At 62.7% G+C, this 12750-nt stretch carries 10 protein-coding genes and 1 tRNA gene; 8 read left to right on the top strand and 3 right to left on the bottom strand.

Translation table 11 applies throughout. The annotated features are described in order from the left end of the window. Positions 1 to 49: 49 nt before the first annotated feature. Positions 50 to 1273: a GNAT family N-acetyltransferase gene (locus LB543_RS01925; RefSeq protein ID WP_224612681.1), complete on the top strand. Its 1224-nt coding sequence runs from the start codon at positions 50 to 52 to the stop codon at positions 1271 to 1273. A gap of 128 nt (positions 1274 to 1401) precedes the next feature. Beyond that, positions 1402 to 2238 (top strand): GNAT family N-acetyltransferase, encoded by an 837-nt coding sequence (locus LB543_RS01920; RefSeq protein WP_224612680.1) that lies wholly within the window; start codon positions 1402 to 1404, stop codon positions 2236 to 2238. Between the two features lie 29 nt (positions 2239 to 2267). On the opposite strand, the gene LB543_RS01915 is transcribed toward LB543_RS01920, so the two are convergent. Continuing rightward, positions 2268 to 4568 (bottom strand): GumC family protein, encoded by a 2301-nt coding sequence (locus tag LB543_RS01915; protein WP_224612679.1) that lies wholly within the window; start codon positions 4566 to 4568, stop codon positions 2268 to 2270. Positions 4569 to 4823: 255 nt separating this feature from the next. On the opposite strand from LB543_RS01915, the gene LB543_RS01910 reads away from it, so the two are divergent. The 6 genes from LB543_RS01910 (at position 4824) to LB543_RS01885 (ending at position 11175) form a co-directional block, all read left to right on the top strand. Beyond that, positions 4824 to 5387, top strand: coding sequence for a polysaccharide biosynthesis/export family protein (locus tag LB543_RS01910; protein WP_140755335.1), 564 nt, complete (start codon positions 4824 to 4826; stop codon positions 5385 to 5387). Between the two features lie 11 nt (positions 5388 to 5398). Beyond that, positions 5399 to 6529: a glycosyltransferase gene (locus LB543_RS01905; RefSeq protein WP_224612678.1), complete on the top strand. Its 1131-nt coding sequence runs from the start codon at positions 5399 to 5401 to the stop codon at positions 6527 to 6529. 87 nt (positions 6530 to 6616) lie between these two features. Next, positions 6617 to 8152, top strand: a complete 1536-nt coding sequence (locus LB543_RS01900) for an undecaprenyl-phosphate glucose phosphotransferase (protein WP_224612677.1) — start codon at positions 6617 to 6619, stop codon at positions 8150 to 8152. Then, entirely contained in the window at positions 8149 to 9483 is a 1335-nt protein-coding gene (locus tag LB543_RS01895) for an O-antigen ligase family protein (protein WP_224612676.1), read from the top strand. Before LB543_RS01900 ends, LB543_RS01895 begins: the two co-directional genes overlap by 4 nt. Beyond that, a tRNA-Pro gene (locus LB543_RS01890) sits at positions 9474 to 9550 on the top strand. Before LB543_RS01895 ends, LB543_RS01890 begins: the two co-directional genes overlap by 10 nt. A gap of 428 nt (positions 9551 to 9978) precedes the next feature. Next, on the top strand, positions 9979 to 11175 hold the full coding sequence (locus LB543_RS01885; protein WP_224597895.1) for an MFS transporter: 1197 nt from the start codon (positions 9979 to 9981) through the stop codon (positions 11173 to 11175). A gap of 209 nt (positions 11176 to 11384) precedes the next feature. On the opposite strand, the gene LB543_RS01880 is transcribed toward LB543_RS01885, so the two are convergent. After that, positions 11385 to 11762 carry a hypothetical protein gene (locus LB543_RS01880; RefSeq protein ID WP_224612675.1) on the bottom strand — a complete coding sequence of 126 codons (378 nt, stop codon included), beginning with the start codon at positions 11760 to 11762 and terminating at the stop codon, positions 11385 to 11387. After that, positions 11759 to 12388, bottom strand: a complete 630-nt coding sequence (locus tag LB543_RS01875) for a hypothetical protein (RefSeq protein ID WP_224597897.1) — start codon at positions 12386 to 12388, stop codon at positions 11759 to 11761. Before LB543_RS01875 ends, LB543_RS01880 begins: the two co-directional genes overlap by 4 nt. Positions 12389 to 12750: the final 362 nt, after the last annotated feature.

Below are 12750 nucleotides of genomic sequence, written 5' to 3'. Positions count from 1 at the left end.
CGCCCGAGCGCCCCCCAAATCGGGATCAGTACGCCCTAAGGATTGAGGTATGGTTGACGCAACCGCGTCATTTGATGGCAAGCGGCTCGCGGCGGCTTCGCCACGCGCACTGCCTGGGGATGCCGCGGGACTGTCGGTTTCCGTTGCCGCCGCCGAAGGGCTCGCCTCATATGCGACGTTCTGTAGTTCGGCGCTTTGTGCGCCGGCGCAGAGTGCGGCATGGGTCTTGAACTGGGCCGCCGAGGTCAAGCCCGATCTGCTCATAGCCACGCTTGAACTGGAGGGCAAGCCGGCCTTCGCACTGGCGTTGGAGGTGGTCAACCGCGGCCCGTTCCGGGTCGCCCAGTTCATGGGCGGCCGCCACGCCAATGGCAATTTCTGCGCCGCCGACCCGCAGTGGCTTGCCAGCGGCGACCTCTCAGCCATCCGGTCGATGCTCGCGGCGATCGCCAGATCCCGGCCCGATATCGATCTCATCGCGCTGGAAAGATTGCTGCCCGATCTCGACGGCATCGCCAATCCGCTGGCATCGCTCGATCATTTCGCCAGTCCCAATCTTTCGCTGGCCGTCGACCTCAGCGGCGGGTTCGATGCGCTGCTGCTGCGTGCCGGCGGCAAGCGCAAACGCAAGAAGCATCGTTCGCAGACGCGCAAGTTCGAGGCCGTCGGCAGCCACCGGCGCATCGAGGCACGCAGCGCCGACGAGGTGGAGAGGCTGCTCGATGCGTTCTTCGAGATGAAGGAACAGCGCTTCCGCAAGATGGGCATTGCCAACGTCTTCGGTGACGGCCGGACACGCGCCTTCTTCCGAGGGCTGTTCACGCAAGCAGTCGCCGAGGACAAGCCTTACTTCGTGCTGCACGGGCTGGAGGTCGCCGGCAAGCTGCGCGCCGTCACCGGATCGAGCCGCTCGGGCAGCCGCCTGATCTGCGAGTTCGGAGCGATCGCCGAGGACGATCTCTCCAACACCAGCCCGGGCGACTTCCTGTTCTTCGACAACATCCAGAATGCCTGCCAGAGTGGGTTTGCGGTTTATGATTTCTCCGTCGGAGACGAACCCTACAAGCGGCTATGGTGCGATATCGAAACGCAGCATTTCGAGGTCCTGGTCCCGCTGACGCTCAAGGGCCGTGGGCTGGCACAGGCACTTCGCCTGGGCGCGCGGCTGAAGGCCTTGGTCAAGAACAGCCCGACGATCTGGAAGCTCGCCAAGATGCTGCGCCGCAAGGCAGCCGGACAGGCACAGCCGGCGGCCGGCGAGGACGACAGCTAGGCCTGCGCGACCCGCGGTGGTCTGCTGGCCTCGATGCGAAGCGCGGCGTCTATATGGGCCGCTGGTCAAGACTTGCCATCCCGTGCTGAAATCCATCGACCGAACACTATCGCTGCGAAATGAGCACCATGAAACCGATCATCCGCACGCTGTCGCTGGCAGAATTGGCCGATCTCGTCGACTGGGCGGCCGCGGAGGGTTGGAACCCCGGCCTTGAAGATGCGGCGATGTTTCAGGCAGCCGATCCCAGGGGTTTCATCGGTGCTTTTGCCGGCAGCGAAATGGTCGCCGGGATATCGGCGGTGGCCTATGGGCACGATTTTGGTTTCATCGGCCTCTACATCTGCCGGCCGGACATGCGCAGCAAGGGCTATGGCAAGGCGGTATGGACCGCGGGCATGACAAGGCTGGCGGGGCGCACCATCGGCCTCGATGGCGTCAAAGAGCAACGGGCCAATTACGAGAGCAAAGGGTTCAGGCCGCTCTACGAGACCATTCGTTACAGCGGGCGCCCTGCAACCTTGACCATCGGCGCCGAACGACCTCCCACGGTGACCGCGCAATTGGTGCCAGACATCATCAGGTATGACGCACTCTGCTTTCCCGCGTCCCGCCATTCCTTCCTGCAGCGATGGCTGCAGCCGCCGCATCGCGCGCTGGCAGCAATCACGCCGCGGGGGACGGCCGGTTACGCGGTAGCGCGATCCTGCCGCAGCGGCTTCAAGATCGGCCCGCTCTTCGCCGACGATACACGGACCGCACTGGATTTGCTCGACGACCTGGCGAGCGCCTGCGAAGGTGGCGACCTTCACATCGACGTTCCGGCCAGCAAGGTGGATTTCATCGCGGCGCTCGTGGCGGCAGGCTTCTCATCGACCTTCACCACCACGCGCATGTACAAAGGCCCGCCGCCGAGGCTCGACGCCAACAGGATATTCGGCGTGACGACGCTGGAGTTGGGATAGGCCTGACGTGCCTTCGAGTGGCAGCTCTTTCAGGCTGCTGAACGCCGCCCCGGCACCGGGTTGCCTGGCGGCTCGTGGCCGAGCGGCGTCACCAGCGTCAGGTCGGGATAGCCGCTCTCGATCAACTTGACCGCGGCCTGCGTCACCTCGTCGTCGGCCTCCAGCATGGACAAGAATACCTCGGTGGCCTCGCCGCCCAGACGGCTGATGCCTTGTGCGTCGGCCGGGCCGCATTCGACCACCACCAGGTCATAGGCCGTTGTCAGCGACTGCATGATGATCGGCAGCCTATCGGCGGCGCGCATGGCACGGACCGGATCGGCGGTGCCTACCGGGATGACATGGCAGTCGGAATAGAGGTCGGCATGGATCACGTCGCTGAACTGCGCCTGCGACGCCAGCAGATTGGTGATGCCGGGGAAAAGCCCGCTGTCCAGCATCGGCCGCGAAGCAGCTCCCGAGGCCGTGAGGTCGAGCAGCAGGACGCGCAGGCCGGCGTCGGAAACCTCGCGCGCCACCAGGATCGCCGACGCCGCCGCCTCGTCGCCCTCGGGGGAAACGAATATGGCGCGCGCGGCCCCGCTGGCGATCAGCTTCTCGGCAGCCTTGTCGACGTCGATCTCGCCGAGCACGGAACGCGGCCGACGAACCTCCACGACGGGCTCCGGCGGCTCAGCCATGAGCTCAGGCTCGGCAACGGGTTCAGATTTGGCCAAGGATTCAGGCTCGGCGACAGGCTTCGCTTTGGCGACAGGCTCGACCTCGGCGGCAGGCCGCGGCTGCGTCGGTGCAGGCGCTTCGGGCCATGACGGCTCGGCGGCGCGATTGGCGAACTCGTTGGCGACTGCCGGCTCCGAGCGGGTGGATGGCTCCTGATAAGCGGCCGGCGGCATCGCCACCTCGTCGATCGGTTCAAACCGCGCTCCGCTGGCCGGGCGCATGGCGCGGCCCGAGAAGAGCTCCCGAAGCAGCGTGAACACCGCCGCCAGCAGAAGGGAAGCCGCGGCGGCAGCACCGACGATCGGCCCGATCTTGGGGAAGTACGGCTCGGAGGGAACGGAAGCCGGCGAGGCGATGCGAGCGTCGACCGGAACATAGTTGCGATCCTGACGCGACGCCGCCTCGCGATAATTGGTCAGGTAAAGTTCGAGCTGCTGGCGCTTGGCGGCGGCATCGCGCTGCAGCGCGTCGAGCCCGACCTGCTGCTCGCCGGCCTGCGCCGAAGCAGCCTTGAGCGTGTTGACGTCGGCGACAAGCTGGCTTTCGCGCGCCTTGGCGGCATCGGCCTGCATCGCCAGCCCCTTCATGATCTTCTGGGCTTCGCTGCGAATCTGCGCATCGAGATCGGCCAGTTGTGATTTGGCGGCGCGAATACGCGGATGATTGTCGAGCAGCGTCGTCGACAGATCGGCGATGTTGGCACGCAGTTCGACCTGCCGCTCCCGCAAACGCTGGATCAGATCGGAAGACAGCACTTCCGGCAGTGAATCCAGCGATCCGCCATTCTGCAGTGCCTTGCGCACGCTCTCGGCCGTGCCTTCGGCAGCGGCGCGGTTGGCCCGCACCCGCGACAACTCGGTCGACAACTCGGCCAATTGCTGGGTGGCCAGGGTGGAATTGTTACCGCCCATCAGAAGGTCCGACTGGGCGCGGTAAGCCGCGACCTTGGCTTCGGCATCCCTGACCTGCTTGGACAGGTCGGCGATCTCGGGCGCCAGGAAGTCCGCGGCGGCGGTGTTCGATTCGCTCTTGGCCGCGCCTTGCCCAGCTATATAAGCGGCGGCAATGGCATCGGGGATGGCGGCGGCAAGCTTGGGATCTTCCGAAGAGAACTCGATGGCAATGATGCGAGTCTTTTCAACGCCGTAGACGTTGAGCTTCTCGCGCATCTTCTTCAGCACGCGCTCGTCGGCTGGAACGTCCATCGGGTCGCTTTTCAATCCAAGCAGGATCAGACCGCGGCTCAGGGACGACATGTTGATCGTTTCGTCGAACTCAGGCAGTCGTGACAGGCCGAGTTTCTGCGCCACCTGTTTGAGGATTTCGTTGGACGAAATTATCTGGACCTGGGTAGCAACGCCCTGCTCGTCGAGGATCGGCTTGTCGCCGTCATTGTTGCTGCCGGCCGGACGGGTGTAGACGGATTCACGTGGAGCGATCTCCACCTGCGTCTCGGCCTTGTAATACCGGGTCGCGAACGACGCGGCCGCGAAGGCAAGTCCCGTCACGACGAGAACGAAGACCAGAATCCGCAGCCAGTTCCGCCCCAGGCTGGCAAAGAGCTGCCTGAGATCAACATCGACGTCTGCGGCCGCGGATTGAACGGACATGCATCCCTACTCCGAAACTGGGTCGGGACGCACCGTAAACAACTATGGTAACTCAGCCGTTAAGATCACGGTAAGCTTCCATTAGGGTTTACTGCGGGCAACAGCAAAAAATCGATAAAATCGCAAAACCTTGTCTGCTGATCGCTATTGGCGGGGCTCCTTTACCGGCCATTAACCCTAACAGGATGATAACGGGCGCGATCCCAGATGTTTGCTGCGACGCCGCAGCGGCCAGTCGAAGGTACCTGTCCGATCATGAAAAGCACTGCTTCCCTCTTTCGCGCACTGCTTGCCGTGTCGATGCTCGCGGGCTGCTCCAGCTACCGGCCGACGCCGGCCGCCTTTCACGAGGTCCTCGACCAGCCCTATCGTCTCGGCGCCGGCGACCGTGTCCGCGTCACCGTGTTCGAGCAGGACGGCCTGACCAATAGCTACAGCGTCGACCAGTCCGGCTACATCTCCTTCCCGCTCGTCGGCGCCATACCGGCACGTGGCCACACCGCGCAGCAGATGGAGAAAGAGATCGCCGACAAACTGCGGCAAGGCTACCTGCGCGACCCCGACGTCTCGGTCGAGATCGATCGTTACCGACCGATCTTCGTCATGGGCGAAGTGGGCGCCGCCGGCCAGTATTCCTACGTGCCCGGCCTGACCGTGCAGAAGGCCATCGCCATCGCCGGGGGCTTCACGCCACGCGCCAACCAGGAGAGCGTCGACATCACCCGCGACATCAACGGCAAGGTGATAACCGGCCGCGTGGTCACCTCCGATCCGCTGCTGCCGGGAGATACCGTCTACGTCCGCGAACGCCTGTTCTGAACAGACACCTCGTGGCGGGCAAGCTCAGGATCGTCCACTGCTTTCGCTCACCCGTCGGAGGAATTTTCCGGCACGTGCGCGACCTGACGGAAGCGCAGGTCGCCGCCGGCCACGTGGTCGGCATCGTCTGCGACTCGACCACCGGCGGCGAATTCGAGGAGCGTCTGTTCGAGCAGATGAGGGACATGCTGGCGCTCGGCATCCATCGCACGCCAATGCAGCGCCATGTCGGCCCGGGCGACCTGACCTCGGCCCGGCGCACCTACAGGATCATCAAGGAATTGCGGCCGGACGTGCTGCACGGGCACGGCGCCAAGGGTGGCGCCTATGCCCGTCTGTTCGGCTCATTGTTGCGGGTATCAAGGTCTCGCGTAGCCCGCCTCTATTCGCCGCATGGCGGCTCTCTCCACTATGACGAGAACACCGTCACCGGAAAGCTGTTCTTCGCACTCGAGCATCTCATGGCACGCTTCACCGATAGCCTGCTGTTCGTGTCCGACTACGAGCGGCGGACCTATCGCAGGAAGGTTGGCGAGCCGCCGATCCCGAACACGCTGGTCTACAATGGCCTTCGCGCCACCGAATTCGAGCCGGTGACCGCCAGGGCCGATGCGGCCGATTTTCTCTATATCGGCATGATGCGTGACCTCAAGGGTCCCGACATCTTCATCGATGCCCTGGCCGCCGCCGCGCCCCGGCTCGGGCGGGCGCCGAATGCGGTGATGGTCGGCGACGGCGATGACCTGCCCCGCTACCACGCGCAAGTGAAGCGCCTGGGGCTTGAAGGCAATGTCCGCTTCCTGCCGCCTATGCCGGCCCGGGAGGCCTTCGTGCTGGCTGCGCTCGTCGTCGTTCCCTCGCGCGCCGAAGCCATGCCCTATACCGTGCTGGAGGCACTTGCCGCGGCAAGACCAATGATCGCAACCTCGGTCGGCGGCATACCGGAGATTTTCGGTTCGGGCTCCCCTGCCCTGATCCGGCCGGATCCGACTGAGCTCGCCGAGAAGATGAGCCAGGCGCTGGGCGACCTTGCCGCCTATCGCAAACTCATGCCCGATGACTCCACGCTCAGGGCGCGCTTCGGCGCCGACGTCATGGCCGCCGAAATCGAGAAGGCCTACTTCGCCGCGCTCGAAAAGTAGTTCAGGCTCTTCCAAAGCCACAGGTTGTTTCAAGGGTTTCTTAGCTCTCTTTTGCTAATCACCCAGGGAAAGCTTGCGGACAGTTCCATGAACGAAATCGACCCCGCGAACCGCTTTTCATCAGAAGCGGTGCGTCAATTCGACGGCCCTGCCGACGGCGACAAGCCCGGCGGCATGAACGACGTTGCCCGGCAGGTCGCGTCGCAATACCGGCGCGATACGATGTCGCCGATCATGGTCAGCGGCGTGCTGCGCATGGTCGAATTCGCGGTGCTGCTGGTCTCGGGGCTCTGCGTCTATTTCTACTACGTCGGATTCTTCAATTACCTCGCCTGGCAATATCCGCTGACGATCGCCGCCGCGTCGTTCCTCGCCGTGGTGCTGCTCGATGTCACCGATTGCTACCAGGTCGTGTCCCTGATGCGGCCGATCGCCAATTTTGGGCGCATCCTGTTGGTCTGGGCCGGGACCTTCGCCATGATGGCGTTGACGGCGTTCACCATGAAGATGTCGCAAGACTATTCGCGCCTGCTGTTCGGCACCTGGTTCGTCGTTGCCTTCGTCTGCCTTTTCGGTCTCAGGCTGGTGATGTCGAAGCTGATCCGGCGCTGGGCGCGCGATGGCAGCATGGAACGGCGCGCGGTCATCGTTGGCGGCGGCAAGGCGGCGGAAGTGCTCATCCGCTCGGTGGAAAAGCAGCCTTACAACGACATCCGCATCTGCGGCATCTTCGATGATCGCAACGACAAGCGTTCGCCAGCCCTCGTCGCCGGCTATCCCAAGCTCGGCACCATTTCGGAACTGATCGAATTCGCCCGCATCGCCCGCATCGACATGCTGATCGTGTCGTTGCCGCTGACCGCCGAATCGCGCGTGCTGCAATTGCTGAAGAAACTGTGGGTGCTGCCGGTCGACATCCGGCTGTCGGCGCATTCCAATGCGCTGCAGTTCCGTCCGCGCGCCTATTCCTACATCGGCTCGGTGCCGATGCTCGACATCTTCGACAAGCCGATCAACGACTGGGACTCGGTCGCCAAACGCGCCTTCGACATCATCTTCAGTCTCGTCGGCATCGTCGTCTTCTTGCCGGTGATGCTTGGCACGGCAATCGCCATCAAGCTCGACAGCAAGGGGCCGGTTCTGTTCAAGCAGAAGCGGCATGGCTTCAACAACGAGGCGATCGAGGTCTACAAGTTCCGTTCCATGTACACCGACAGGTCGGACCCGACCGCCAAGCAGACAGTGACCAAGAACGATCCGCGCGTCACCCGTGTCGGCCGCTTCATCCGCAAGACCTCGATCGACGAACTGCCGCAGTTCTTCAACTCGCTGCTCGGCTCGCTCTCGCTCATCGGTCCGCGCCCGCACGCCATTGCCGCGCAGTCGCACAACCTGCTCTACAACGAGGTGGTCGATGGCTATTTCGCGCGCCACAAGGTCAAGCCAGGAGTTACCGGCTGGGCACAGATCAATGGTTGGCGCGGCGAAATGGACACCAACGAGAAGATCCGCATGCGGACCGAATACGACCTCTATTACATCGAGAACTGGTCGCTGCTGTTCGATCTGCGGATCCTGTTCCTGACGCCGATCCGCCTGCTCAATACGGAAAACGCCTATTGAGCGCGATCAGCCATGATCTGCCGCGCGCGGCGGTCAACGCCAAGCTGATCACGCTGATCTCCTCGAGCGCGGTCGTCCTCGGCATTCTTCTGTCGGGGTTCGTCATCAGCGAGCCGGCGCCTTACGAAATCTACATGGCCGGGCTGATCGCCATCTGGGCTCTGTTCGGCCTGAGGATTTCGCGCGCGGCCATGCCGCTGCTGGTGCTGCTTGTGACGATGAATATCGGCGGCATGATCTCCATGACGCAGATGGCGAACCTCGCCAACACGCCGCTCTATCTCGCCGTGTCGCTGTTCCTCGCCTTCAGCGCCGTGTTCTTCGCATCGGTCACCGCCACGCAGCCGAATCTCTACCGGCTGATCTTCAACGCCTATGTCGTCTCGGCGGTGGCGACGTCGCTGCTTGGCATAGCGGGCTATTTCCATGCTTTCCCGGGCGCGGAAATGTTCACCAAATACGACCGCGCCGCCGGCGCCTTCCAGGACCCGAACGTGTTCGGGCCGTTCCTGGTGCTGCCCGGCATCTACCTGCTCTATCTGCTGCTGACCGGACCGGTCACGCGCATGCCGCTGCTGGCTATGCCGCTGCTGGTCATCAGCGCCGGCATCTTTTTCTCCTTCTCGCGCGGCGCCTGGGGCATGTTCGCGGTTTCGGCCGTCCTGCTCACCGGCTGCCTGTTCCTGCAGAGCGCCAGCGGCATGTTCCGACTGCGCGTGGTGATCATGACCATCGCCGCGCTATCGCTGCTGGCCATCGCCATCATCGTCATATTGCAGTTGCCTGGCGTGGCGGAGATGTTCTCCAACCGCGCCCATCTCGAACAGAGCTACGACACCGCCCGCCTCGGCCGCTTCGCCCGCTACACGATCGGTTTCCAGATGGCGATGGAGCATCCGTTCGGCATCGGGCCGCTGGTCTTCGGCACGATCTACGGCGAGGACACGCACGACATCTGGCTGAAGATGTTGATGGACTATGGCTGGCTCGGCTTCGTCTCGTTCCTGACGCTGATCGTCTGGACGATATCGGCGGGGTTCCGCATCCTGCTGCGCGACCGGCCCTGGCAGCCCTACCTCCTGTGCGCCTACGTCGCCTTCATCGGCAATATCGGGCTCGGCACCTTCATCGACATCGACCACTGGCGCCACATGTATCTGCTGCTTGGCTTGATCTGGGGAGCCATCGCCCTGGAATACCGCCACCAGCGGGAGTTGAGGCCGGTATTGCGGGCCTCGTTCAAGCCCGCGGTCGCGGCAAGACAATTATCGCGGAAATCGGTTGACCCGAGCCGGGTTATCACGATACATCGCGACCGGTCCGGAGTGTAGCGCAGCCCGGTAGCGCACTTGACTGGGGGTCAAGGGGTCGTCGGTTCGAATCCGGCCACTCCGACCATTTCACAGACGCCTCATCCCCCAATGTGGCGATCCAGCTTTGACTCCGAAGGACCTGGATTTTCCCCGCACCGCTTGCAGCGGCCGCCGCGGAGCCGGGTTCGTGCATTATCGCCCCCTCGCGCATCAGTCTCCATGGTTGCCTAACTGTCCAAAGCCCGTGAATTTCCGGCAGCTTCATCCATGACCCGTGGCGTGTTTCGGGCTGAGCTTGTAGGCGTTGAAGTCAATCTGCGAAATCATCCATAGATCACGTTTTCGCCGCCCGGGGCACAATGAAGGACATCAGCCAGACCAATCCAGGGGGCGGATTCTGGCAACGTATGGACGTCTTCGACGGTTGACCTACCTTTTCGAAATACGTTGCGTCAGACTCGCTGAACGACGGTCAGTGCTTGGCGTTTCCTCGTCAGATCTTCGGCCAAACCCATGCCCAATGTCCGCACCCGTTCGTCCTGGTTGACACGCGACGTCATCCTGCTGTCGTTTTGCAGTTTGTTTGCCGACATCTCGACCGAGATGCTCTACCCGATCCTTCCACTCTTCCTGACCGGAGTTCTTGGGGCGGGTGGCAGCGTAGTCGGATTGATCGACGGTGTCGCGCAGGCGACACAGAACATCGTGCAAGGCTTCTCCGGGTGGGCGTCTGACCGGATGCAGCGCCGCAAGCCCATTGCCCTGGCCGGCTATCTCCTTTCGGCCCTTTCCAAGCCCCTAACCGGACTTGCATCGGCATGGCCGATGGTGCTCGGTGCACGGTTCCTCGATCGTGTCGGCGCCGGCACCCGCTCCGCACCGCGCGATGCACTTATCGCCGCAGCCGCGGCGGAGGAACACCGCGGGAAAGCCTTCGGCCTCGAGGGAGTCGGCGACAATCTAGGCGCCTTTCTCGGGCCACTCATCGCCGTGCTGCTGCTCGGTGCGTTTCGACTCGATATGCGCGTAATCTTCTACCTCACCGTCATCCCGGGCCTGCTCGCCTTCGCCATCGTGCTGTTCGTGCGCGAGGAGCATGTCGATTTCGCCGCTAAGGCCAAGGTTGATATCAGCCTCCGGCGGTTTCCTCGCGCCTACTGGAAGTACCTGATGGCGACTGGCCTGTTCTGCATCGGCAACTCGAGCAACGCCTTCCTTATTCTTGAAACACAGGCCGCGGGTGCCTCGGTTGAGAACACGGTTCTCGTCTATGCCGGGTTCAACCTTGTCGCTGCGTTGGTCTCCTATCCGACGGGCTTTCTGTCCGATCACCTCGGCCGCCGCAATCTTCTGCTCGCTGCGTTCGCAGTGTTCTTTGTCGCTTATGGGGGATTTGCACTCAGCGCCAACGTCTGGATTGTTGCCATTCTGTTTGTTTGTTACGGCGCCTACCAAGGAACCTTCCGCACTGTCGGTAAGGCGCTCGCCGCCGATTTCGTGCCGAGCGAGCTGCGCGCGGGCGGCATCGGCTGGTACAGTTCGCTCGTCGGGCTGACCCAGCTCCTTGCGAGCCTAATCGCAGGCCTTCTTTGGGACCGACTTGGGCACCTAGCCGTATTTATCTACGGAGCTGTCTTCGCCGTGGTTGGTGCTGCGGCAACCCTGATCCTAGTTCCATCGGACAGCCCGAAAAGCACCCGATCCAGCTAGACTGTCGAAACGCACGCTTCATCTAAGCTGGTAGGGCTCGCGTTGTGCAGCGCGCGTAGGCAGCGCAGAGACGAATGCCACACTATGTTCCACCGGGGAGGTGTCGGATGCCTTGCCGTTCAAGCAGCGGCTATTCGGTTCGAGCGGGCTGGTGAAGATGAAAGGTATGCTGCGTCGGTATCCCCGACGCAGCGCTTGCCTCAGGCCAACTATTTGCCCTGCAGGAAATCCATGAACGGTGGGAAGGTGAGGAGTACACCGACGAGGAGCAGCCCAAAAGCGGCGATATTGACCCTGCTCATCGCCACGGTCTTGGTCGCCCAACGACGCGAGAGGATGAACCACGCCACCAGCCAGACGATGATGGCCACGGTCGTCACGCCGGAGAGAGCTCCTGTCGGATTGTAGAAGTTCAGCAAGCCGTTGATGGCCTTCGAGGCATCGCCGGCGAGAGCCAGGATACCGATGGTAGCGCATCCGATGCCTGCGGCGAGAATGGCTGCCCCGCCGGGACCATTGGGTATGGTTTCAGCGATTGTTTCAACGGGTTGGCTTTTGCCGACGACCGGCTTCTGCGAGATGGTCATGGCTGTTCTCCCTTTGGCTGCGCGGCCTGTCGCTGCACTCCTGGTGTTTGAGCTCCTTCCGGTTGCTCTCCTTGTATCAATACGATCGACTGGCCGCCGCGGACGGGAGCGTATTTGTTGAGGAACGCGCCCAGTGCACCGGCTGCGCCCGTGGCGAAGAAGGCCGCGACCGCAAAGGCCAAGACCGAGATGCGCATGTTCCGGTGCTGAATGATCGCTCGTCCGTACTTCATGGTGACATAGGCCACCATGGTCATTGCGATTGGCGCCAGCCAGGCGACATGCTCTTTCCATTCCATGCCGAGAGAATGCCACTCAGATGTTCTTGGGCTCGACAGGAGAAGGCTCCGCGGATACTCCGCAAGATCGGTCACCCCGGCCGGCGGAACAGCGCGATACCACGGATAGACGCCGTAGGCGCCAGAGAACACCGTGAGCCATGAGAGAACCACCATCGCGACAAGCCAAAAGTTGAGCAGCGACTGTTCCCTTGAACTCATTGGCGGCGCCCCTGGGGCTGACATTCTATAGAGACCGGCAATGGCACCGGAAAATGCGAGCATGAAAAGAGCGCCGAAGCCCATTCCATGGAGCACCGTCATTAGATCGCGAGTGGTGATTTCCATCAGAACCTCCGTTGTCATTCGGCATGCGAAGCGCCGGAATGGTCAGAGGCATCAATATTGCTGTTCGATAAGGCAGTCTTTGATTTTGCTCAAATCGGAGTCAGCAAGGCCGTCTTAGACGGGGACGGTGATGGGCACACTGGCTGCCCTGGGCCCCGTGGCTCGTCAGGGCGTATGCCAAGCCGAGCGACCAAGTCGCCGTCAGCGCCCGCCGGATCGTCTCCCGCGACCTGTGACGTGAAGCGATAATGGCGGCTGCGGGGGGCGAAATGTGGATACTCTTCCGAAACGGAAGTCAGCGCTGGCTAATCGGGACGGCGCGTTTTGTCGTGAGCGCAGTTCGGAAGCTTGCGAAAAACCAA

This window comes from Mesorhizobium sp. ESP7-2 (assembly GCF_020164715.1).
Classification (GTDB): Bacteria; Pseudomonadota; Alphaproteobacteria; order Rhizobiales; family Rhizobiaceae; genus Mesorhizobium.
The sequence above is the reverse complement of the archived record's forward strand: the minus strand, read 5'-3'. Positions and strand labels throughout refer to the sequence as shown.